The 26,121-nt window shown below is 42.1% G+C and carries 13 protein-coding genes; all 13 read right to left on the reverse strand.

Annotation, left to right across the window (positions count from 1 at the left end; translation table 11 throughout):
- On the reverse strand, nt 1-288 hold a 288-nt coding region (locus ACIY19_RS04735), incomplete at its 3' end, for an ISL3 family transposase (RefSeq protein ID WP_001828343.1).
- Nucleotides 289-401: 113 nt separating this feature from the next.
- Nucleotides 402-563: an MLS leader peptide gene (locus tag ACIY19_RS04740; protein WP_409002816.1), complete on the reverse strand. Its 162-nt coding sequence runs from the start codon at nt 561-563 to the stop codon at nt 402-404.
- The gene (gene mobT / locus ACIY19_RS04745; protein ID WP_409002817.1) at nt 553-1,773 is read right to left on the reverse strand and encodes a MobT family relaxase; all 1,221 of its coding nucleotides are present in this window, start codon (nt 1,771-1,773) and stop codon (nt 553-555) included. Before mobT ends, ACIY19_RS04740 begins: the two co-directional genes overlap by 11 nt.
- Before the next feature lie 34 nt (nt 1,774-1,807).
- Nucleotides 1,808-1,921: a conjugal transfer protein gene (locus ACIY19_RS04750; protein ID WP_078102635.1), complete on the reverse strand. Its 114-nt coding sequence runs from the start codon at nt 1,919-1,921 to the stop codon at nt 1,808-1,810.
- A gap of 28 nt (nt 1,922-1,949) precedes the next feature.
- Nucleotides 1,950-2,387 carry a hypothetical protein gene (locus ACIY19_RS04755; protein WP_015646595.1) on the reverse strand — a complete coding sequence of 146 codons (438 nt, stop codon included), beginning with the start codon at nt 2,385-2,387 and terminating at the stop codon, nt 1,950-1,952.
- Nucleotides 2,388-2,392: 5 nt separating this feature from the next.
- Nucleotides 2,393-3,778: an FtsK/SpoIIIE domain-containing protein gene (locus tag ACIY19_RS04760; RefSeq protein WP_409002818.1), complete on the reverse strand. Its 1,386-nt coding sequence runs from the start codon at nt 3,776-3,778 to the stop codon at nt 2,393-2,395.
- A gap of 28 nt (nt 3,779-3,806) precedes the next feature.
- Nucleotides 3,807-4,193 carry a YdcP family protein gene (locus tag ACIY19_RS04765; RefSeq protein ID WP_000985015.1) on the reverse strand — a complete coding sequence of 129 codons (387 nt, stop codon included), beginning with the start codon at nt 4,191-4,193 and terminating at the stop codon, nt 3,807-3,809.
- 15 nt (nt 4,194-4,208) lie between these two features.
- Complete coding sequence (locus ACIY19_RS04770; RefSeq protein ID WP_000420682.1) at nt 4,209-4,523, reverse strand: YdcP family protein; 315 nt, start codon at nt 4,521-4,523, stop codon at nt 4,209-4,211.
- A 428-nt stretch (nt 4,524-4,951) separates the two neighbouring features.
- Nucleotides 4,952-5,332 (reverse strand): hypothetical protein, encoded by a 381-nt coding sequence (locus tag ACIY19_RS04775; RefSeq protein WP_049489746.1) that lies wholly within the window; start codon nt 5,330-5,332, stop codon nt 4,952-4,954.
- Between the two features lie 151 nt (nt 5,333-5,483).
- Entirely contained in the window at nt 5,484-10,703 is a 5,220-nt protein-coding gene (locus ACIY19_RS04780; RefSeq protein WP_409002819.1) for a ZmpA/ZmpB/ZmpC family metallo-endopeptidase, read from the reverse strand.
- 234 nt (nt 10,704-10,937) lie between these two features.
- Nucleotides 10,938-11,318, reverse strand: coding sequence for a hypothetical protein (locus ACIY19_RS04785; protein WP_000849881.1), 381 nt, complete (start codon nt 11,316-11,318; stop codon nt 10,938-10,940).
- Between the two features lie 229 nt (nt 11,319-11,547).
- Complete coding sequence (locus tag ACIY19_RS04790) at nt 11,548-17,688, reverse strand: ZmpA/ZmpB/ZmpC family metallo-endopeptidase (protein WP_409002820.1); 6,141 nt, start codon at nt 17,686-17,688, stop codon at nt 11,548-11,550.
- Nucleotides 17,689-17,937: 249 nt separating this feature from the next.
- The gene (locus ACIY19_RS04795) at nt 17,938-25,908 is read right to left on the reverse strand and encodes a ZmpA/ZmpB/ZmpC family metallo-endopeptidase (RefSeq protein ID WP_409002821.1); all 7,971 of its coding nucleotides are present in this window, start codon (nt 25,906-25,908) and stop codon (nt 17,938-17,940) included.
- Nucleotides 25,909-26,121 lie beyond the last annotated feature (213 nt).

Here is a 26,121-nt window from a genome sequence, read left to right on the forward strand (position 1 = left end):
TACCAGGGGAGTCTCAGCAACCATCATTTTTGAACAGTGATAGCACTTGAAACGGCGTTTTCTAAGGAGAATTCTAGAAGGCATACCAGTTGTTTCGAGGTAAGGGATCTTAGACGGTTTTTGAAAGTCATATTTCTTCATTAGACTTCCACAATCAGGGCAAGATGGAGCCTCATAATCCAGCTTAGCGATAATTTCTTTGTGGGTATCCATATTGATGATATCTAGAATCTTGATGTTTGGGTCTTTAATATCGAGCAGTTTTGTGATAAAATGTAATTGTTCCATATGAATCTTTCTAATGATGGTTTTGTCGCTTTTCATTATAGGTCATATGGGACTTTTTTTCTACAACAAAATAGGCTCCATAATATCTATAAGGGATTTACCCACTACAAATATTATAGAGCCAAAATTTTAAGATAATGCACTATCAACACACTCTTAAGTTTGCTTCTAAGTCTTATTTCCATAACTTCTTTTACGTTTCCGCCATTCTTTGCTGTTTCGATTTTTATGATATGGTGCAAGTCAGCACGAACACGAACCGTCTTATCTCCCATTATATCCTTTTTTTGTTGTTATCACGTCCTGTTCTTTTACTGACTGTTGCTTCAAAATCTGCTTGTGTCGGTCTGTCAGTTTCGCATGGTCGAGAATGTCTTTCACAACCTGCGTCTGGTTGATTTCATCAAGTTTAATCGCAACCTTTAAAGTGGGTGCGACTTGATGGGAAAGCCAGTTCAGCGTCCGCTGGAAAGAGTAAGGCTCTGGTTTTGTGGTTAGTTTTAATCGTTCACGGTTGTTCCCAATAAACCAAGCCCATTCTTCATTCAGCTTCCAATCAGAACGAGGTTTGGAATCGTCTTTATCTACAAAACGGATATACCGATTGATAATTTTAAAAGCAGTCTTTTCTGGATTGTCATAGACGAGTAAATCACGGACTGCATAATAGGCACGCTCATTTTTCAGCCGAATCTCAAAACGGTTTTTTACTTCTGCGTCTTCAATGGGAATATCATTTTTCTTGTACTGTTCATAGTCCTTTTCATAGATACAGAAATAAACTTCACTCTGTAATGAACCGATATAGAGGGTATTTCCCATACATTCCTTTTCATCTTTGCGTACCAGTTCGCCACTGCGATAGCTTTTGAAACTGCGGAAGACGGATATACATTCTTCCTGTCTGCATTTTTCAGTGAGTACAGGGATATTCAAAATCCCTGTCTTATCGTTAATGGCAAGGTCAAGGCGTTTCATCACACCGCCAGCCACCAAAGCGTCCATAAAGAACTCATACCAGCTTCTTTGTTGAGCCAGAAGATAGCTTTCAAATTGCCGACACCCACGACCTTTCAATTCCACCAGAACTCCTTTGTCCAGTTCGTGGGAGCAGAGAACGAATATATCGCCTAAAGCATAATGCTCTGAATAAGAATAGAAACCATAGTCCTCATGAAGAAAATAGGACAGTTTCAGTTGTAAGATGTTTTCGACCACATGCTGTACGTCCGTTGTGGGAAAGCGAATCCTTACATAATCAAAGAGCATTTCAAGGGGAGCGTCGGGATTGAAGCGTTCCAGAGCTTCAAAAAGAGATTGCTGTAAATCCTCTGATGGCTTGACTTTTCCTGTTTCAATATCGCTTAGATACTGCCTTGTAATACCAGTCGCAACCGCTAAACGATTTTGAGATAGTCCATAAGCCAAGCGTTTTTCTTTTAACTGCTGTAACCAAGTTTGTTCATTCAGTAAAAATCCCTCCAATCAAAAAGGCGTATGTCAACTTTTAAAGCCCATTTTACATACGCTGAAATTTTGTAAATCCCTTGTAACCAAAGGATTTTCTAATGTTTTTTTGACTGTTTCCTGTCGATTTGTACCCCCCTGTTAGATACGGGGGGTTAATGGGCAGGGCAAGCCCTGCCCGACAAAGCCAGAACTTACGGTTTAAGACCGTAAAACCTGCCTTTGTCGTCTGTATCTGCCTTTGATTCTCCCTGTATGCCAGTGTAAATCACTACCAAATCAACTTCTGGTCTTAAATATTCCTGTTCAATCACTTCTGATAGACCGTCCGTTTTGAATGAATTTCTATCAAAAAGCTGAAATTCATATAGAATATTTTTGCTGGTAATACTATGTCGCTTCTCTAACCTCATTCTGAATGTGAACGGTGGTTTCTTCACTTCACGGATAATTTCATCAATCAGCTTATCTATTCTGGAATAGAATCGTACTTTTGGATTGACGGTAAAATGCCTGTATCGGTCAATGATGTATTGTTCACAATCTACCGTGAATTGGTCTGTATTCAAGCAAAGACAAATGACAGATTTTTCAGTCGGTGTATGATATATCTCCAATCTTTTAATATCCATTACTTTTATTTCTCCATTTCTTGTTGTTCTGATGATGGCTTTTTTGTGTCCTGTCTGCTGTTGGATAACTTTTTAATTTCCTCTAAAAAGTCATGTCCTTTTGGTACAAGGGGAGTATAAAACTCTGATATGACACTTGTTCCTACATCAACATAGCCACGACCTTTGATTCGCTTTAAGAAGAAATCCTTTTGTACGTCACTGCCAAACATCATGCCATAGCCCATTTCAGACATACGACCTAAAGCCACTCTGAAATTAAACTGGTCACGGATTCCGTCGCCTAGATATTTTGCGTCTGGACGCTGACAAGCCAGTATTAGAAAGAAGCCAGCTTGACGACCTAACATGACAATCTGTTTCAACTTATTTATAACTGCGGTGTTTTCTTTTGTTCCCAGCATTTCCATGAAAGCGACATATTCATCAAAGATTAAGAAGTGTGCTGGAAGTCCTAAGTAAGCATAATTTTCGCCAGTCTTATAATTTTCCATCTGCTTCATTTCCTCACTGCGTTTTATCATTTCTTCATAGAATGTATCAATGCAGGAAAGCAAGTCTTCTTTTCTGTAGTGGACATTTGCCATCACAGAGCCTAAATCGGCTAAGTCTGCATTTTTCGGGTCTAAGATATACAGCTTAGAATCTGTATGAAGCAAGGCTTCAATCAGTGTCAGGATAAAGTAGGTCTTACCGCCACCTGTACCACCAGCTATGAGCATGTGAGGCAGATTGTCATATTCCCACCACATATTTTTCATTAAGCAAAGTTTCCCATCATGAGCTTGTACTTCATCAATAGAAATACGACGGGCTATCATATCATAGAGCAAGGTATATTCCACGTAGGAATCCTTTAACTCTTTATCCGTCAGCTCACAGTACAAGCCACTTTCTAATTTCTTTTCCAAGTGTAGGAGCTGGTCTTGATATTTCCCCAGAGTGATTTCCACTTGTATCTGTATTAAACCATTTTTAAGGCGATAATAGATTTTAGGGAAGTAGGTTATCTTTTCTTTGGTACGACTGGGGGAATCCTTGAAGAAGCCATCTGTTTTGACCTGTTCTGATTCATACCACTTATTTTCAAGAACCATCTTCGCCAGCTTTTGACGGTGGTAGAGTTGTTTAATCGTATCATAGCGATACCGTTTGAATAGAAACGCCACCAGCAAGCAGACAAGAATTGCGACACTGAAACTGATACTTAAATACGGAATGTCAATCTTATCTGCTTGTGATAGGTTAAAGTCCTGCCAGTTGACCTGCTGGATTGTCTTCACATGAAACAGTCCGACAACAAGCAGGAAAACAGGCAGGAGTGACGCTATCGTAAAATGAAAGACTAAATCTTTACCAGATGGGCGAATCCTTTTACCACGCTGTTTCATGCGAAAAAGTCTCCTTTCTACCTAGCGACTATTTGTCTTGTGTCGGTTCTTTCTTTGCTTGTGGTTGAGCTTTGAATGAACTAGAATCCTTTGTCAGCACAATATCGTCTGCCTTGATATACCAGTCAACATCTGCTCCTTGATAGGTGGCAGTAGCAACGGTGTCCGCAATGGGATTGATAAGTTCCACCCGTGCGTTATAATCAAACTCTTTCAAAGGCACGCTGGCAGGAATACTTACTTGAATCATGCGTCCTTGTCCTTTGGATTTTAAGTCATAGGTACGTTCCTTGATTTCATCTGAAACCGACCCGTCTTCATTTTGGATTCTCACTTCACGACGTAGAGCAGAGAATTTCAATTCTCCAAAAGTCGTGTCTTTATCTAATACAATGCCATTTGCTAATCTCATCATTTTTCCTCTCTTTCTTTATTCTTTTATCATGTCGTCAGCATGTAAAAGGTAATTTGTAAAACCACGAGTGCCGATTTTGTAGCCCTCTGCGGTAATACGTGGATTGACTAACTTCACACGTTCCTCAAAGCCGAAATGTTTTTCGCCAGCTTCAGCAGGAAGCACCACCACAATATCATCTGCTCTTTGAACATCAGAATAGAGATTATAGCTTCTTGATAAGACAGTTAGCCGTCCGTTGATTCTTCGCTGAACGACTTTATCCTCGCCAGCAAATTCTAAATTGCCGAATGTTTTTTCCATGTTGGGAATCACAAATTTAAGTTCCATATTTTTACCTATCCTTTCTTTTTTATTGGCTGAATGAATGTTTGATGGTCTTAAAGAGTGGGGAACGACCTTTTGATTCTTGATTTTTTGTTTTCATAAGTTCACTTCCTTTCAAAATCGGGTAAAAAAATAGACACCTCATTTTTTGAAGTGTCTACCTATTAAATATTCAAATTTTATTGGAAGTATCTTTATATCTTCACTTTTCAAGGATAAATCGTCGTATCAAAGCTCATTCATAAGTAGTAAATTAGTAGTAAATTGAGTGGTTTTGACCTTGATAAAGTGTGATAAGTCCAGTTTTTATGCGGATAACTAGATTTTTATGCTATTTTTCTTTGAAAAAGAGCATTTTGCTAACATATTCTTTCGCCAGATAATTCTTTAAATAAAAAAACAACCCTCCAACGGATTGTTTCACTAGACTATCAGACAAGGCCACGGACCTCTTTCAAAAATTTAGAAAAAGAAACAGCGCCTTTAATGATTAGAAATCCTCCTATCCACTCAGTCGCTGAAAGAAATCCCAGCACGCCACCAATGATAAATAAAACAGATGGCAGCATTCGAAGTTGTTGATCCTCTTCGAAATAGATTAGCATAAAGGTTCCTAATGCAATCATCAAAATCTTAAAAAATGTCAGGAGCAGGGAAAAGGCAACCGTGATAACCAGCATTTTTGAAGGATCTTTATAGATGATGGCCCCAGTATAGGATAGCAAAAATCGTAGGACAGGTCCCAAAAGTAAGGTCACTCCTGCCACCATGCCCAGTCTCCAATTGAGTCGAACCAATCTATCTCTCTCCATAAAAACCTCCTTCTATCGTAGCTATCATTCTACCATATTTGCTCCAGAAACAAAAGACCTTCTCCGTCACAAACAAATCGCCTACCTGCTTTCAGACATCTGAACATAAAAAGAGAAGATCTGTCGATCCTCCCTTTTCATTTTCTAACCCTTATTTCTTAAAAATAGAGGTTCTGAAGTCGTTTGTTTGGTCAAGATAAGCCTTAAAGATTGCTCTCTTCAACTTATGAACGGCACTGTCAATCTCTGGCTTATAGTCACTCCAACGAGGAGCCACTGCATCCTGTAGCACAGCTTGGTCCATGAGGGCTTGCAATTCAGTCACTTGATTGATGGTCTCTGTCGTATAGTTTGGCCATGGTTTTGTCGGAACTTTAAAGGTCACTTGTTTCAAGTTTTTAAACTGATCCACACGTTCTTGGTACATGGCTTTCTTGAAATCCGCCCAAGATGCATACTTGCCTTCAAATACCTTGTCCAAAACAAGATCATCTGTCACCAATCCGCGTTCTTTACCATAGAGATTGATAGTTTTACCTTTTTGTTTGGCAACTTCTTCGTATTGGTTTGAGATATAAGGTACCATTCCATCCTTAAAGCCTTTGGCAGCCAAAAGTTCGTAAGCGATCCGACGTCCCATAAGGTCCCCTGGCGTGCCTTTCTCACTGCTGAGAGCTGAAAAGATTGGGGCAAAGAGTTTAATCGTATAGTAGCCATTTCGCTCATAGTCGCCAGACTGATACTCACGAGCTGATAAGATATTGTGGTCAATCAAACTTTCAAAGTTGGTTAGTTTCTTTGCCTCTTCTTCTGTCAATTCTTTGACTACGTTAGTAGCGTATACCTCATTGCCATCTACTGGATCTTTCACATACTTGTTCTCAATTTTTCTGAGAGCCGCCATTTTCTGGTAAACATTTAGTTTGTTAACGATTGATTGCCCTTCGAGGTATTCCAGCATGTAGATAAGGTCAAACATGTTATGGACATAGTTCTGAAGATCTGCTGCGTTTTGGAATCTCTCTGTCGGATCTAAGACTTGCAGACGGGAGCCCTCTGTACTATCTGATTTTGAGTGTCTCAAGATAGAATTGATGGTAATGGTTGCGTCACTTGGTTGGTCAGGGGCTTGCAATAAGCCTTTTGCGAAGAACTCTGGGCCCAAGCCACTTCTTCGACCATAGCCGCCAAGGTAAATATCCTGATCTGAATCATGGGTCATTTCATGGGTATAAGTAATGGCTCCATCCTTGTCCAGCATACGGTAAGACATATAATAGACTCCATCACCTGTTGCGTAGGCTCCATGCTGATTGTGTACTACCTTATTGCCAACTGGGCCAAAGAAGTTTTTCATGGCTGGATTGGAGCTATCAAACTTAGCCTCCACTGTAGCTTTTCCAGATGTTGTGTCATCCCCAAACTTATAGGCATCATAAAGGAGAATCGTACGATAGAGTTTTTCACGTCCCTCATTATCTAAAATACGATACCAATAATCGTAGTGATCTCGCTGACGTTTGGCTGTTTCACGCGCATTTTCTTCAACAAAGTCATTGAGAGCCTTGCCCGCTTTATGGTCACTATTGCGGTAGCGATCATAGGCTCCAAATCCTAGACTAGACATGGTCGAGATGACAAATACTGATTTCTCTGGCAAGGTTAGGAGAGGCAAGACCATATTGCGGTATTTCCAAGTGGCACTCGTGATGCGATCATAAACACCGATAGAATACTTAGTGCCAGCTTGTCCTTGCTTCGCTTTCACCTCTTCGATAGTGGATTTTTCTTCAACGATGTAAGCATTAGTCTCTGATTTAAACCAGTCATTGTTGCTTGTGGTTGGTAGAAAGACTTTTCGGTAATTTTCTAGCGTGCTAAACAAATCTGTCGTTCCATGATGGCTGGCTAAACTAATAGAATAAGTATCGACATTATTCTTAGCAAGAAGATTGTTAAAGCCAGATTTACCTAACTCAATCAGAGTATCTAGTGGCGAAGCATTTCCCTTACCAAAGAAGTCCAGATGGTACAGAACTAGGTCTTTGATATTCACCTGACCATAGCTAAAGTTATACCACCGTTCCAGATAGGTCAAGCCAAGTAGCAAGGCTTCTTTGTTGCGCTTGATTTTATCTACAAGATAACCCTTGGTGACTGGGTTAGCACCGGCAAGTCCAGCATCAGCTGACAAGAGTTTTTTCAAACTGTCTTCCAAATGTTGTTTTGTTTTGGCGAACTGGTCTTCTAGATAGAGCTCAGTCTGCTCGACTTTTGGAGAAATACCGAGTGTCTTTCTGATGGCTTCTGAATGATAGTCAATCTTTTGTAAGTCAGGTAAGACTTGCTTGATGATGGAAGATTGGTCATACAGGAATTGGTTTGGCGTATAGAGAAGTCCAGTATCGCCTAGACTATATTCTGCTAATTTGGCGAAATCATCCTGGTACTTGAGATTAAGCTTCTCAGAAGAATGGTCCTTGTAGTGAAGCAAGAGTTTGTTTGCAGTCTCTTTGTTGGAAACAATGTCTGTGATGACTTGGTTATCCTTCATCATAACTGCTGACAAGAGTTCTTTTTGATATAACAGACTGTTCTCATTGACCAGATTTCCGTATTTGACGATGGTTGCCTTGTTGTAGAAAGGTAGCAATTTTTCAATGTTCTTATAAGCCAAGGCGCGCTTAGCTTGATAATGGGCTACCTTAGAAAAATCACTGTCTTTCTTGCCACTTGTTGAGAGGGGTTCCACTGTTGGTAGAGTGAGAGGATTGATGGCTGCTTTCTTGCTTTCAATCTGGGAAGCATCTAGCATTGTTCCTCTTTCTTCAAAGGATTCCTTGCTGACGACCTCATCCTTGACTAAGGTGACATTGTAGACTCTGTTTGCCTTGCTGCTGAATGTGTCCTTCACCTTCATTCCATTATAGTGATAACCGGTAATGGCATTTCCGTTGGTTACATTGACATCACTGAGAACATTGGTCAATCTTCCAGCATGCTGTTCCTCATTAGTTTTTCGATCCCACAAATAGCCTGCTACTCCCGCGACTCTACCAAAGTGCTTGGCATTGTTAATATCGCCTTCAGCATAGCTATCTTGGATTTGTGCATCCTGATCTACTAGACCTGCAAGACCACCCACTGTCTGATCTGAACTATTTGTGTTGGATGAAATGGCTACTGTCGCTTTTGACTTAGTAAGTAAAGCCTTGTCACCTGTCAAATGACCGACCAGACCACCGATATTATAGGCAGCAGTCGTCTCATACGTGTTGATAATTCTTCCCTTGAAACTGCTCTCTGTGATGCTTGATTGCTCAGCCTTTGCCAGCAAACCACCGATACCACGTTCACCGGCGAGAACACCATCAACGTGAACTTGCTGAATCTTTGTGCCATTCTGAGCTTCATAGGACAATGCACCGATATCATCTTTCCCTGAAATGGAGACATTTTTCAGACTCAATTTTTCTACTGTGGCACTACTCAAAGTTTCAAACAGTGGTTTTTTCAAGTTGTAAATAGCATACTGCTTGCCATCTTTTTCACCGATCAACTGACCAGTAAAGGTACCCTTGATGTAGGATTTAGCTTCAGGCTCTAACTCCACTTCGTTGGCATTCAAACTAGCTGCTAAATGATAGGTTCCAGAGAGATTCTGGTTGATAGCTTTGACTAGGTTGCTAAAGGAAGTAAAGGTTGTCGTTTCCTCTCTAGCCTTCTTAGCTAGGTAGAAGGTGAAATTATCAACATATTTATTTTCTAGCTCTTGCTGGAGTTTCTCAGCCTTGGCTGTGATTTTATAAACTGGCTGACCATCTTTCGTTTCTGCCGTTATTGAAGTGACTGGTAGATAGACATCTTTAAACGACGAAGATTTAACCTTGACAAAGTAAGTGTCTGGATTACTTGGGACACCGTCTAAAGAAACGTGTTGTTTGTAAGTACCATTGGTCTGACTATACAACTCCAGATCCGAAACGTTTCTTAGCTCAAGCGTCTTCTCTGGGTCTTTTTCTTTTGGTTTTTCTGTCGGAGTTTCCGGTTTTACTTGCTCGGTATTGCCAGTATATTCTGGAAGAGGAGCGACTTGTTCCGGTTCAACGATGGCACCAGCTTGAGTTCCCTGATACTCAGGTAGTGGAGCGACTTGCTCGGGTTCAACGACTGCTCCTGCTTGGGTGCCTGTATATTCTGGTTTTTCAGCTATCTCTGGGTCAACAACCGCTCCCGCTTGCTCGCCTGTATATTCTGGTAATGGAGCCTGAGTCTCAGGCTCTCCTTTTCTTGCAGACTGAGGTGCTTCACTCGGCACAACTGCCTTCTTAGTCCCTTTTTCTACTATACGTGGCAAGGCTTCTTCTACCTTAGTCGAGAGAACTTCCCTAGAAATTTCTTGGTTTTCAACAGTGAAAATGCGAACAAGCTCAATCTTCTTCCCAGCACGACCTTCTTGTTTGACATGGATGGTTCCCTCTGTTAGTTCTGGATTTTCCTGCACCACTTCTGAAACATCTAGTTTGGTTACAATCTCTTGGTCTTTGTATAAGAGCTCTGGTTTATTCACGCGACCAGCCAAGACTTCGTCTTGAGGATCTACACTAGCAATACCAGACGGCTTTTGATTAGATAAATCTTGAGAAGGGATTGTCTTGTCTGCAGGGCTTGTTGAAGACGGAGCTTTCTGCTCATCTCCTGCCTTTTGTCCACCTTCGTTGGCTTGGAAATGAGGTTGAACTGTATAGTCAAGTTTCTGATCCCTAGCAGCAGTTTCTTGCTGATTAATCTCTTTGTCTTGCTTAATATAGCCTAGATAAGTATAACCTGATAAGGCACGTGGCAAAGGCAGACTATCTCCTTGGGATAATTGGTATTCCTGATTGTACTGGATCAAAAGTTGATTTTCAATAGCCTGAACTGAAGAAGCCAAACCACTGCCCATCCCTGTTATCAAGACAACTTTCAAGAGGGCTTTCTTCTTGCCTTTCTTTTTGGATACAACAAAAATAAGAAGGCCAATTGAAGCTAGGGCTCCACCAGTTAAAACACTAGTAATGCTATTCTGCCCACCTGTATTGGGCAACTGACCTAGCTGGGCTTTCTCATCCATACGGTAGACTAGATAATAGGTGCTCTCACTATCTTCCGCAATTTGAGGAATGTCCTTTACAATCAAGTCCTTCTCTTGACTACTTAGCTCTGTATCCGTCACATATTTGTAGTGAACAGCTACATTTTCTTGGGCAAATACGGTTCCACTACTCGCAATGGACACAAAAAATAGGCTTGAAATTGAAGCTGACACAAGTCCAATTGCTAATTTTCGTAAGGAAAAACGATGCTGCTTCTCTCCAAAAAACTTTTTCATTCTAAATCCTCTCAACTATTCAACCTCTATCAAGAAATTAACTAGCATTATATTTTGATATAGGTATTTCACATCCACCATTATACTATAAAAATACTTCCTTGTCTCCAATAAATGCTTTAGATTTCACGAATGTCAAAGCTTATTTATCTTGTAAAATTTATCCGTCGTTGATGACAAAAAAAGAAGGCTAAGCGCCTTCTCTTATTTGAAAATATTCCTAACAAAAAGTCATTATTCTTGAATCTCGAACTTTTTCAAAAGTCCAAAATAGAGGGATCCACCAATGATTGTCAGAATTCCTCCTACCCAGCCCAAGAATGGGATCAATCCAACAGAACCACCCACGATAAACAAAACAGACGGTGCAGGGGTCACACGCTCATCGTCCTTGTAATAGACAATAGACACAATTCCTAAAACCAAGACAGCAATTTTTACCAATGCCAAAATGATTGAAAAAATCGTCAATATACCAACTGTTGCATCAGAGTCCTCCGTCGCTGCAGCAGCCCCGACAGCTATCATAAACATAACAAGAGGTGCCAACAGCAAGACGATACCTGAAATAAGACCAAAAATCGCATTTACGCGAGCAAGTGCTTTTGTTTTCATCCGAATCTCCTTAAAAAAATTTTACAACTATCATTTTATCATATTTTCATGAAAAACAAAAGAAATTTCGAAACGAGTATACTAGATGATGAATGTTTTCCAATTTCTCTCCAGATATTTAGAGTAAGAAATATGTCCTGTATCAATTTATTTGTAAATTCATTCGTTTTTGTACTAAGCAAGCCATTCACCTAAAAAAGAAGATCACTTGGATCTTCTTTTTTCGTGTCTATCTTTCAAAGATGGACTGTCTGAAGTCGTCTGTGGCACGTAGATAAGCGTTGAAAATACGATACTTGAGTTGGGCGACACTGCTCTTAGAGCTGTCTGATAAGGCACGATCAATGTTCTTAGCTGAGGCATCCGCTAGTACTGCTAAGTACATATAATCTTGTAATTCCTCATAAGAAGAAATCGTAATTTGTCGTTTGCTATCTAGTTTTCCTGCTTCAAACTCGATAGTGATAGGGCGAAGGAAGTTTTGAGCCTTGTTGTATCGCTCATTCAACATGGCTTTCTTCAAATCCTTCCATGATTCATACTGGCTACCATAGAGATTTTTGAAAACCAAATCATCTCCAACTACTCCGACATCTCCTCTGTTCCAGATTGAGTAGGTCTTATGACCTTCTTTAAGCGCTTGGCCAGCGTATTGGCCAGATACATATGGGACAAATCCTTGTTGGTAACCCTTGTCTCCGAGCAATTCATAAGCTCTACGGCGGAACATAAGTCCCCCAGGTGCACCAGTTGGATTGTCCAGAGCTGCATAGAAGGAAGCAAACATATTGATGACATAGTAGGCATTTCGTCCAAAGTTAGCTCTATCCCAACCATCGCGACGACCAATGATATTATGATCAACCAAATCATCAACAGATTTTAGTTTGGCTGCTTCTTCGGCAGTTATAGGGACAATTCGATCATCAGCGTGAGCTTGTTTACCATAAGAAGTTTTTTCAAAGTTATAATTTTCAGCCTTACGGTACCATTTCATTTTCTGTTGATCAGTTAGAACTCCAGTAACAATATCCCCTTCTACATAATCCAGAAGGTTCAGTACGTCAAAAACTCCATGCATGTAGTCGCGAAGAGCATCTGCTGAGGAGAATCGAGCAACAGGATCATAGGTATGGTAACGTGTGGTCGAATCTTTATCTCCTTGATAGAAGCTATTAAGTACGAGACCTTTTTCGCTAACATTGGTTACAGACTCTAACATCCCTGTAGCAAAACTCTCAGGCCCTTCACCCTCACGACGACCATGTCCTTCAAAATAGATAGAACCATCCGAGTTGTGGGTCATTTCATGGGTATAGACCATGGTTCCAGAAGCTCCCAGCATCTGGTCATAGACATAGAAGACTTCATAACCATTTGCAAAGGCTCCTAGTCCATTGTCTCCGTGATACTTGCCAGCAGGGCCAAAGAAATTATACATAGCAACAGAGGTCTTATCATTACGAGGAGCCCAATATTGCTGGCCTTTATCATTATAAAGAAAGAAACCGTCTGTAACGATCACCCGTCTGAATAGAGTGTCTTTCCTGTTTGGACTTAAAATGTTGTACCACATGTCATAGTGGTTTCGTTGCCATTCAGCTGATTGATCCACAAGTTTTTCAACGTGTCGATGGAGTTCCTCGCCTGAGAGAACTCTACCACCTTCTTTCCTGTAGCCTCCAAAGCTACCAAAGGCAATAGTCGACATATTGCTGATGATATAGACATCTCTTTCAGGTAAGGTCAGAAGTTGGAGGACCATTTGCTTGAAGCCCCAATCTCCCTGAGTCAGTCTGTCGTAGACCTTGATTGTATACTTACTCTTACGATCTGCATTGTCTTGCTTAGCCTGAATTTCTGGCAGACTTGAACGAGCTTCTACGATATAAGCCTTAGTATTTTCCTTGAACCACTCACTGTTGGTTTTATTTGGCAAGAAGAGTTCACGCAGACTTTCTAAGTAAGCAAAGAGGTCTCCTTTGCCTTTTTCCTTGGCTAGGGATTGTCGGTAAGCATTGAAGTTGTTTTGCGCTCGAAGATTGCCCATTCCAGAGTTCCCGAGAGCGATGATAGTATCCAGTGTCGAAGCTGCTTGATTGCCAAAGAAATCAAACTTATAGGCACTAAGATCTTTGGTATTGAACGTTCCATAGTTGACATTGTACCAGCGGTTGAGATAGGTCAGACCAAGCATGAAGGCCTCTTTGTTCTGCAGAATTTTTTGGCTAATCGCATCCGCTACGGCAGGGCCTAGGGTGTTGATCGACTTGTCAACTGAAAGTACCTTGAGGAGCTCCTGACCTAGTTCAGCTTTGATTTGTTCAAAGGCTTTTTCCAGATAAAGATCATCTAAGGAAGCTGTTTCACCAATCCCTAATACTTTACGCACTGCAGCCGAGTCATAGGTCACAGATTTGAGTTCATCCAAGACACTCTCTTTAATAGACTGGTAGTCAGATAGGAAGACTTCTGGCGTATAGAGCAAATTCTTATCAGCGATGCTATATTCAGCAATCTGGCCATTGGCAAAATCACCCTTGTAGGTCAGATCAAGATAAGCGATCGTCTTATCTGCATAATGCAGCATCAGTCTATTGATTTCACCCTTATGGCTGTTGACATCTGTTATCAGTGTCTCATCTTTCATCGGAACCACATCTAGCAGGGCTACTTTGTTGAGTTTATCATCTTCAGCTAATTGGTTGGCTGTATGAACGATGAAGTCTTTGTTGTAGAATGGTAATAGTTTTTCTACATTTTCGTAGGCTTGCTTTCTGGACTCTTGGGCTCCCCTCACTCGACTATAGTCTGTTTGATGCTGGTAAGCTTGCTGCAATGGCTCCTGGTCCGTCAAGTTTGAAGTGATTCCAAAGGACTGACGTTTGGCTTGCGCATCGGCTTCTGAAATAGAACGGACAAAACGCTCATCTTTTCGATTTGCTGTAGTTCCTTCAAGAACATAAGAGTCCCGAACAGAAGCCTCAGGATAGGGATCTCCTGTCATCGCATGACCATTTTGAACCTTGACACTGGTCAAGACATTTCGGACCTGTCCATTGTTCCAAGTAGATCCGATCGCTCCACCGACTTGGCCAGAATGACCTCCATTTTGGATAGAACCAGACACATAAGAAGTTTCTAATCTAGCTCCATTCTGCAAACGACCGATCAATCCTCCAACACGCTGGTCTCCATTTCGACCCGTTACTTGGATAGATACATCTGCCTGACTCTTCTGCGCCAGTGATTGGTTGCCGTGGAAATTACCAACCAAGCCACCAACATTGTACTCCTGCCCCCCATCTTGGGTGCTGGTGATGGACCCTTTAAAGGCAACATTGGTTAGTTTTGTGTTTTGGGCAACTCCTACGAGCCCACCGATATGCTTGTTTCCAGATAGACTACCACTTACAGAAACATCCGTAATCGTTGCATTTTGAGCATTGCTAGCCAAGGTCCCTATAGAATCCTTGCCTGTAACTGCAGCCGATTTCAAGGTCAGTTGCTGGATAGTGGCATTTTTCAAGGTTGCAAAAAGTGGTTTTGCCAAGTTGTAGATGGTATAATCTTTGCCATCCACTCGGCTAGTTAGACTACCTGAAAATTCTTCTGGAACATAGCTTGTCACAGACTGTTCCAACTGAATCTCATCTGCTGAAACATCCGCTCCTAGTTTGAAGTTTCCAGTCGGGTTTGACTTCATGGCCTCTATGAGCGCTTTGAAGGACGTATAGACACCTTCTTGGCTAAGAGGCGTTTTCGGCAGTTCAAAAGAGTAATCTGGACGATAATGGTCCCCTTCTCCCTCGACAAGCTGATTAGCTGATACCGTTACGGAGTAGGCATTGCCCTTATCTGTAATCTTAGAAACAGGTAAGAGCATATCCTTGAACTTATCTGACTGAATGCGGACATAGTAGTTGTCCAAATCAGACGGCACTTCCGACAGGGATAGGTAACGTCGGTAGTGACTACCATCTTTACCGTACAGTTCGATGCGGTCGATGTCTTTGATTTCAACCTTCTTATAATCTAGCTGAACTGGACGTTGATCCTCTATACTAGTTTGTTCCCCTTGACCCAGGTCATATTTCATGACGGTTTTGAGGGTATAAGGAGTATAGTAGTCCAAGTCATCAAGTGTCAATTTTTGAGTGAGGTCCACAAGGTCGACTTCCTTGATCAGCGTTTCGCCCTTGTATAGCTGCACTTTGGCTGATTGATAGCTAGCTGTAGCATCCGTCAAATGATAGCTAAGAGAAACTTGGCGTTGATCTTCTTCCTTCTCGACACTGACTAGAGAGAGGGTTGGTTTTCTTTTGACACCATCCAGAGCTTGACGAGCTGCCTCGAGATCCGTCCGAACTTGATCGACCAAGGCTTGATTGGCGAAAGGATTGTCCAAAACGAGCTTGGCCTGATCTAAGGCACGACGATAGCGGAGTTTGGCTTGTTCATCAGCATACTGGTAAGCAACTGTAGACTGAGTCACATCCTTCATGTCAAATTCAACTCCAAGAGTTTTCTTATCAACAGGTTGGCCGTCTAGATTATTCTTAGCAGTTTCAAGGGCATTTTTCAAGGAATCAACTTGTTCTTGACTAGCGTGAGATACCTCAAATAAAGCTTGAGCATTGGCAACTGCCTGTTTATAAGACTCCTGATCTGCAGTGGTATCATTGAAATACTGATGCGTTTTCTGGATGCTATCGGCCTCTTCCACTAATTGGTGTAAGGGTTCAAGGTCGAGGGTTCCTTTTTCTGGTTCCACAGGAGCGTGATCCGCATTTGTAGAAATTGGTTTTGTACCGACTTTGATAATCTGAGGAACTGCTTCTTTTGTGATAGTGTTAGAGATTTCCTCTGTATTTTCGACTTTTCCATCTACTAAATACTGACGAGTCACAATCGTACGGATACCCTCTTGACCTGCTTGACTAACTTCTCTTTGCCCCAATGGCAGGTCTGCACTTTCCACTTCCTTGGTTGGATAGGGTTCGGCCACTGTTGTGGTAACGTCCTTTTCTTCGACGTTTAAGCTTGGAACTTCATTTACAGGAGCGTCTGTTGGTTTCTCGCTAACAGGAGCCGTTCCGACCGTTACGATCTCTGAGACCGCTGGAGTCGTCACTTCGTTTGAGAGTTCCTGGCTTCTCTCTACTTTTCCATCTACCATGTACTGACGGGTGACGATTGTACGCACGCCATCTTGACCAGCTTGGGTTATCTTGGTCTGGCCAACTGGCAAGCTATCACTCTCTACTCGTTCTCGAGTGTAGGGTTCAGCCACTGTTGTGGTAACATCTTTTTCTTCAACGTTTAAGCTTGGAACTTCATTTATTGGAGCGTCTGTTGGTTTCTCGCTAACGGACTCCCCTGGGCTTGGTTTTGTAGGAGAAGGGATCTTGCTTCCGACTTTTCTAATCTCAGAAGTCGGCTCAGTCGTTACCTGATTGGAAACCTCCTCTGTATGGATCACCTGACCATTTAAAAAGTAGCTGCGGGTCACGATGGTACGACTACCATTTTTCCCTGCCTGAATCACCTCAGTTTGACCTTGCGGCAAATCATCCGCCTCTACTTCCACCACTTGGAAAGGAATAATCTCTGTACGACTGGTATCTTTACTATCAACCTTTAACTCTGGTTGTTCAAATACAGGAGCATCACTTGGTTTCTGAGAACGATACTCTTCCTGCGCTTGGCTTCCGTTCGAAGTTTGGACTGGAGTATCAATAGGAGCCGAATGATTCAACTCTTTCTTGCCATCAACTGAAGACTTCACTTCTTTTTGAGATTTCAAATACCCTACATATTGGTAGCCTTCAATCGTAAGTGGGGATTGCAATGCTTCCCCGACCTGTACAGTCAGTTCCTGATTATAGTTTGCCAGCATTTGATTTGTCAAAGCCAAGGAAGTTGGCGCAATCAGCTGACTTCCTAGACTGGTCAAAAGCATAAATGAAGCGAGTTTCTTGCGATCATCTCTGCCCAGTTTAATTGCTACGACCAGTAGCACTATGCCTGCCCCCGCTGCAATTGAGCTAATGAGTTGGCTGTGACCAGTTGCAGGCAACTGTCTCGTCGGACGATAAATCAAATAGTAAGTATCATCTGTTTCCTCAGCAAACTGTGGCAATTCTTTGACTACCAATTGCTTCTCTTGGTCCGTGAGCTCACTCTCTGTCACGTACTTATAGTGGACCTGTTTTGTAACGGATGTCGTCTGTTCACTAGCCGCTACACTAGCAAGGGAACCTCCTCCACTAAAAAGGTAGAAAGTCCCTACCAGAGCAGAAACTAAACCAACCGAAACTTTTCTCAATGAAAAACGCTGGTGCTTTTCTCCTAAATAACTTCTTTTCATTCCTAATCTTTCCTTTATCATGATTTGAATCCCCTCTATTCTACCGAAATTTACTAGATTATTCAATTTATTTGCTATAAATAATAGCCACAAAAAACTGCTAATTTTTTCAGTTCATTTACGCTGTCAAAATCCTTATCTTATCAGGTCTTGAATGCACAAACAAGATTATGGAGAAACCACAGAAAAATTCCTAGGTAGCCTTAAACCTAGGAATTTTTCAAATTTTAATCAAACAGAATCGTTTCCTTATTTCTTGAAAATAGACTGTCTGAAGTCGTCTGTCTCACGAAGATAAGCGTTGTAAATCTTCTTCTTGAGCAGGTTAACCCAGCTAGCTTCGACACGACTAGTAGCATTGGTAATGTTGCGTACATCCTCTGCCACGGCTGCGTCCATCAACTGCTGCATCTCTGCATAAGAACGAATGGTTACTTTCTTGGTACTGTTTGGATTTTTAAGCTCGTACTCAATGGTGATTGGCTTCAGCTTGGTCAACTGATCAATTCGCTCCTTGTACATGGCCTTCTTGAAGGCTGCCCAAGAGGTGTATTCACCTTTAAATACATTTTCCAAGACTTTCTGGTCTGTCACGAGACCGACATCTCTTCCAGACCATCCGTCCCACGTTTTCTTGCCTTCATCGAAGGCTTCCTGAGAGTACTGACCAGAAACATAAGGGACAAATCCGTCATGATAGCCCTTGGCTGCCAGTAATTCATAGGCTGTGCGACGGAACATGACGTCACCTGGCGCTCCATTTGGATTGCTCAAGGCTGAGTAAATCGGTGAGAAGAGGCTGAGACTGAGGTAGCCATTTCGACCATATTTCCCACTATCCTTGTTCTCCCGACGAGTGATCACATCATTTTCAATCAAAGAGTCAAAGGTCTTCAGCTGCTTGATTTCCTCAGCTGTGAAGCTTCGCGTCTGGTTACCTGCGTGAGTCTCCTTACCATACTTATCTGTAATATAGTAATTCTCCATCTTCCTGAACCACTGTAACTTGGCAGCATCACTCTGCTTCAGCATAGAAGTACCTTCTAGATAGTCCAAGGTGTAAATCATGTCAAACATACCATGGACGTAGTGTTGCAGGTCTGCTGCATTTTGAACACGTTCCTTGAAATTATAGGTATGCATACGTGTTTTAGAATCCTTGTCCACCTTGAAGAGAGTATTGAGCGTAATGGTTGGTTCATCTGGGCTTGGCGAAGATTGCAAGAGTCCACGAGCATAGAGTTCCGCACCCAAGCCCTCACGACGACCATATCCTTCAAAGTAAATTGCACCGTCAGAGTTATGGGTCATTTCATGGGTGTAGACAGAGTTTCCATAGTCTTCTAACAATCGTGCTCTATCAAAATGGGTAACACTTCCCGTAGCATAGGCATTATAGCCTTTGCTTGGATACCACTTGCCGGCTGGTCCAAAGAATTCCCGCATAGCCTGTGATTTTTTGTCATTAGCTGGTGCCCAATAGCTTTGTCCTGCTTTGTCAGTCAAGAAGAAGCCGTCATAAACCAGAACAGAACGGAAGAGCTTGTCTTTGCTTTCCGGACTGAGAATCTTGTACCAGAAATCATAGTGGTCGCGCTGGTATTCAGCTGTTTTCCTCACTCGGTCTTCGACATATTCAACTAGTTCAGCGTCTGTGCGAACCCTGTTATTGGCATCCAGGCGATAGCGATCATAAGCTCCCATAGAGAGGGTAGACAGATTAGAGATCGCATAGACACCTTTCTCGGTCATGGTCAAGAGTGGCAGGAGCATGCCCTTGTGTTCCCAATTATCTGCAGTAATCTTGTCATAAACACCAACAGAATACTTGCTCTTGCCCTCGGCTGCGTCCTGAAGCTGTCTCGCTTCTGCTACATCCGACTTAGCCTCAACGATATAGGCCTTTGTATTGGTTTTGAGCCATTCATTATTGGTCTTGTATGGTAGGAAGAGCTGACGATAGCCTTCAAGATAGTTAAAGAGTCCTCGTTTACCAGTTGCTTCAGAGAGCGAATTATCATACGCTGTATAGTTGTTCTTAGCCTTGAGATTCTCTAGTCCTGATTTCCCTAAAGCTATGATTGTATCAAGAACCGAAACGTCATTTTTACCGTAGAAATCCATCTTGTAAGCCGACAAGTCCTTAACATTAAAATTGTCATAGTTGATATTATACCAACGGTTAAGGTAAGTCAGCCCCAATAGGAAAGCTTCTTTATCAGCAAGAATCTTCTTAACAAGATAGTCCTTAACTACTTCACCTTCAGTATTGATAGCCTTATCCATAGCCAGCACTTTGCGAAGCTCACCTGATAGCTTGCTTTTCACTTGCGTAAATGCGGTGTCTAAGTATAGTTCATCTAAAGAAGTATCTGCTGCTACTCCGAGAGCTGTTCGCATAGCTGGCGAATCAAGAACGACTTTGTTTAACTCTGGCAGGACTTGATTTAGAATACTAGTATAATCTGATACAAAGGCTTCTGGAGTATAAAGAAGGTCTAACCCCTTGATACTATACTCAGCAATACCTTGGTTGACGAAATCTCCCTGATAAGATATTTCTAGGTAGTCAATGGTATTGTCCATGTAGTGCAGCATCAAACGATTGATTGCTGTTTTATTGCTATGGATATCAGTGATAACCTGGTCGCCCTTCATCGGAACAACATCCAGTAGGTACTCCTTGTTCAACTTATGCTCTTTCGGAATCTTGTTCGCAAACGAAACAATGGTTTCTTTATTGTAGAAAGGAAGCAGTTTCTCCATATTTGCATAAGAATATCCACGGTCGAATTGAGCATTGTTTACCTCACCATAGTCGACATAACGCATATTTAGATTCGTGTCATCTAGGCTAGTCGTGATGTCCATAGCAGTCAGTTTTTCTTCCATTTCTTCTTGAGTAATAGTAGAAGTAACAAACTGATCGTTTTTCAAGGTTTCACTTTTAGCAACTTTATATGCTTGCGTAATACGGTCGTTTTTGTAGCCCTGATCCCCAGAAATACTGTAAACATTTGTACCGCTAACATTACTGATCACATTATCAACTAAACCATTAAAGTAGTTCGAGCCGACCACTCCACCGATTTGACCGCTAGTGGTTGCATTATATAGTTTTCCTGTCACATACGACTTGGTGATTCGAGCATTGTTTTCTAGACGTCCAACCAAACCACCGATACGTTGTTCATTTGATCGTGCACCACTAATAATCGTTACATCTGCTTTACTTTGGCTAAGAAGAGATTCTCCTCCTTTAAGGTTTGCAACCAAACCACCTACATTATAAGATTTGATGTGTTGACTGTTAGATAGGATAGTTCCCGTAAAGGAACTATTTGTAATTTTCGTATTGGTTCCATTAACTACAAGACCAGCTACGTTAGAAGCGTTTCCTACTACCGATACTCTCCCCTGAACAGAAACATCTGTGATTCGCGCATTCTCCGCATTACGTGCCAGCGCAGCCGAGTCATAGGTACCCACGATATTCACATCTTTAAAGTCGATATTGGAAATGGTAGACCCACTCTTGAGATTTTCAAATAAAGGCTTGGCTAGATTGTAAATGGCGTATTGCTTACCATTTTGACTACCTGTCAGACTGCCGGTGAAGTTCCCTTTGAGGTAGACATAATCCGCAGGAGCTAGGTTAACCTCGCTCGCATCCAAATCAGCTCCCAACACATAGTTTCCTGCCATATTTCGCTTCATAGCGTCTACCAATCCAGCAAAGCTAGTGTAGACATTTTGCTGACTTGGGACTGCCTTACTGATATAGAAGTCATGCCCAGACTTGTAGCCCGTCTCACTTTCTTGGACGAGTTCAGGAAGGGTTACATTAAGCTTATAGACGGCCTTGCCATCTTTCTCTGCTTCAGAAATGCTGTGAACTGGTAGGAGAATTTCCTTGGATTCGCTTGATTTGATCTTAACGAAGTAGGTAGACAGATCCGTAGGAATGGAGATCATCGATACAAAACGCTTGTATTGGTCGTTTTCTTTATGATAAAACTCAACGGAATCAATATCACGGAAGGCAATCTTCTTGTATTCTAGCTCAAAGTTACGACTGTCTGTTTCAAACTCAGTAAAGCTGCCATTATCCAGTTCATAAGTCAACTTGGTTTTCAAAGTATAGCCTGTATAGTAGTCTAGGTCACCAATTTTCAAGCTGCCAGCAAAGTTGGTAATTGGAAGAGTGCGAATCAGCTGATCTCCCTGGTACAATTCTGCAGTCGCTGAACGGAAGGACTGGGTCTGGTCTTCCAATCTATATTGGACTGTCACCGACTTATCATCAGCATTCTCAGTCAGACTTAGAATGGAAACAGTCGGCTTGACTTTAGGCACTCCATTTAGAGCTTCTTTGGCTTCTGTCAGGCTAGCAAGAACTTGGTTGACCTGTACTTGTGTAGCAGTCTGATTGTTCAAAACTTTGTCTGCCTTGGTCAATTCATCAGTATAAGCTGTCTGCTTTTCTGAATCCGCATTCTTATATTTAACCGAGGTTTTAACCGTTGGATTTAAATCGTACTCAGTCTGAAGAGCCGTTTTAACAACTTCAAGTCCACTTAATTGAGCCTTGGCTTGATTGATTTGTTCCACCAGTTGGTTGACTTCTGCCTGGCTAGCTTGGGATTGGCTCAGAATCGCTTGACCAGCCGTCAAAGCAGCATCATAGTTATCTTGATGACTCTGACTATCGTTGAAATAACGGGCCTGAGCTTTAATCTGATTCGCTTCTGCCAAGAGATTATGCAGTGAAATTAAATCGAACTCCTCTAAAGCATCTGCTTTCGGAGCTTCATTCGGTACCATGGTTGGTTTAGCAGTTCCGACTTTGACGATTTGTGTTACTGGCGCTAGAGTTTCCTCGTTAGACAACTCTTGGCGGTCGACAATTTGGCCATTAGAACTGTAAATGCGAGTCTTGATAGTTCGTTCGCCTTGGACTCCCGGAGTTGTGATTTGACGAGCATCTTGAACCAATTCGTCCGTATGTTGCTCCTCGATGTTGAAGGCTATTTTCTCCACGCGCGTTTCGTCGGTATAAGTTAGCGGATACTCTGGTAAAGCCTCTGCTTTCGGTGCTTCATTCGGTACCATGCTTGGTTTAGCTGTGCCGACTTTGACAATTTGCGTTACTGGAGCCAAGGTTTCTTCATTAGACAACTCTTGACGATCAACAACTTGACCATTGGAACTGTAGACACGAGTCTTGATAGTCCGTTCGCCTTGAACTCCTGGAGTTGTGATTTGGCGGGCATCACGAACCAATTCATCCGTTTCTTCTTCACGAATGCTAAAGTTGATTTTTTCAACGCGCGTTTCATCGGTATAAGTCAGTGGATATTCCGGCAAAGCGTCTGCTTTCGGTGCTTCGCTCGGTACCATGGTTGGTTTAGCTGTGCCGACTTTGACGATCTGTGTTACGGGAGCCAAGGTTTCTTCATTCGAAAGTTCTTGGCGGTCGATTTCCTGACTGTTAGAACTGTAGACACGAGTCTTAATGGTACGCTCACCCTCAACACCCGGAGTTATGATGTGACGGGCATCTTGAACAAGCTCATCCGTATATTGCTCCTCGATATTAAAGGCTATTTTCTCTACGCGCGTTTCGTCGGTATAAGTTAGGGGATAATCTGGCAAAGCATCTGCTTTCGGTGCTTCATTCGGTACCATAGTTGGCTTAGCCGTACCGACCTTGACAATTTGCGTTACAGGAGCTAGTGTTTCCTCGTTAGACAATTCTTGACGGTCGACCACTTGGCCATTAGAACTGTAGACTCGAGTCTTGATGGTCCGCTCACCTTGGACACCTGGAGTCGCGATTTGACGAGCATCACGAACTAATTCGTCCGTATGTTGCTCCTCGATGTTGAAGGCTATTTTCTCAACGCGAATTTCGTCGGTATATGTCAGTGGATACTCTGGCAGAGCGTCTGCTTGCGGTGGATCGTTCGGTACCATGTTTGGTTTAGCCGTACCGACCTTGACCACTTGCGTTACGGGAGCTAGGGTTTCCTCGTTGGACAACTCTTGGCGGTCAACAACTTGACCGTTAGAGCTGTAAACACGAGTCTTAATGGTACGTTCGCCTTGAACTCCCGGAGTTGCGATTTGACGGGCATCTTGAACAAGCTCATCGGTATATTGCTCCTCGATGTTGAAGGCTATTTTCTCAACACGAGTTTCGTCAGTATAAGTCAACGGATACTCTGGCAGTGCGTCTGCTTGCGGTGGATCGTTCGGTACCATGTTTGATTTAGCCGTACCGACTTTGACGATTTGTGTTACAGGAGCCAAGGTTTCTTCATTCGAAAGTTCTTGACGGTCAATTTCCTGGCCATTAGAACTGTAGACGCGAGTCTTGATAGTTCGTTCACCTTGGACTCCCGGAGTTACGATTTGACGAGCATCTTGAACAAGCTCATCCGTATATTGCTCCTCGATGTTGAAGGCTATTTTCTCAACGCGAATTTCGTCGGTGTAAGTTAGCGGATACTCTGGCAGAGCGTCTGCTTTCGGTGCTTCGCTCGGTACCATAGTTGGCTTAGCAGTTCCGACTTTGACGATCTGTGTTACGGGCGCCAAAGTTTCCTCGTTAGACAACTCTTGGCGGTCAACCTCTTGCCCGTTGGAACTGTATACACGAGTCTTAATCGTGCGCTCACCCTCAACACCCGGAGTCGCGATTTGACGACTTCCTTCTGGAATTTCATCTGTATATTGCTCGTCAATAGAAAAATCAATCTTTTCTATTCTAACCTCATCATTTGTAGTCAATTCCAACTCAGAATTCTCATGAATAGCAGCTGTATCAGGAGTTGTGCCATATTCCGTCAATTCTGGAATCTCTTGAACTGGAGTTGTCTCGGGACTAGTGCCATACTCTGCCAATTCTGGAACTTCATGAACTGGTGCTGTTTCTGGAGTTGTCCCATATTCCGTCAATTCTGGAACTTCATGAACTGGGGCTGTATCAGGATTTGTACCATATTCTTTCAATTCTGAAACTTCGTGAACTGGCGTTGTTTCTGGACTGGTGCCATATTCTGTCAATTCTGGAACTTCGTGAACTGGCGCTGTTTCTGGAGTTGTGCCATATTCTGTCAATTCTGGAACTTCGTGAACTGGAGTTTCTTTTGGTATCGAGTTAGTTGGAGCTGTTCCAACTAAAATAATTTCAGAAACAGGTTCAAGCGTCACTTGATCAGAAATCATTTCGCTTTTTACGATTTCTTGATTCTCATGATAATGACGAGTCACCACTGTACGTTGACCTCGAACACCTGATTGTATGACTTTTGATTGCCCTTGAGCCAATTCATCGGTATATTGGTATTTTGTCTGATAAGGAAGTTCTTGAACTGACTCCTGCTCACTAATTTTTAGTTCTGGCAAGTCATAAACGGTGCTTAGACGAGCAGACTCTCTTTCCTTAGCAGCTATAGCTTCTCTTTCTCCCTCAGTTAAAGCATCACCCTTATCCGAAACAATCTCTTTCATATCAGGATTTGTTTCACTCGGCTTAAGTTCACTTCCCTTCTCTTTCTCTAAATCAAGTGTCAGATTTTCCTTCAGAGCAGAATGAGCTAAATGACTATCATTTTGTTCTTCATTCTTTAGATAACCGATATAGTCGTAACCGTCAATTTTCAATGGCGCTGGCAGTGCATCTCCAAGACCCAAGTTAAGACTTTGATTATATGCAGCGAGCTCGATATTCGTCACTGCTAAGACTGTTGGAGATAGCAGTATGGATCCCATTCCAGTTACCAACAAGATAGAAGATAAATACCTCTTCCCATTTCTTCCTTTAACAACTACAAGCACTAGTAATGCAAGACCCATCGCTGTAAAAGTTGATTCCCAAAGACCGGAATGACCTGTTTTAGGTAATACTCTAGACGAATCCGCTTGAGTAGTCGGACGATAAACTAAGTAATAAGTCTCTGAAGCATCCTCAACATGCTTTGGAATCTCCCTGATCAAGGCACTCTTCTCTGCCTCCGTCAATTCAGACTCCACTACGTAGTGGTATTTGACCTGAGCAGACTGCTGACTTTGAATTTCTGCTGCCTTCACAGAAGTCAAGTCCCCAGTTATTTGCCCACTCAAAAAGAAGCTTCCAATAGTCGCCGAAACGAGCCCAACGGACAACTTGCGGAAAGAAAAGCGCTGTCGTTTTTCTCCATAAAACTGATGTTTCATTCTCAAAATTTCCTCTTCAATATATTATTCAATCCTTTCTATTCTACCCGATTTCACTTGATTATTCAAATTATTTGTCGCGATTTTTAGAAGCAACACAAGCTTTTGAAAAGTACCAAAAAACGATCTCTCTTTTTAAAAAAATCTCAAAAATCAACTTAAAACTTTCCCTAAAAATGTTGAATTTCTACATCTTTGTCCTAAGCTTTTACC

Origin of the sequence: Streptococcus sp. ST14 (assembly GCF_046098195.1) — a bacterium.
Classification (GTDB): Bacteria; Bacillota; Bacilli; order Lactobacillales; family Streptococcaceae; genus Streptococcus.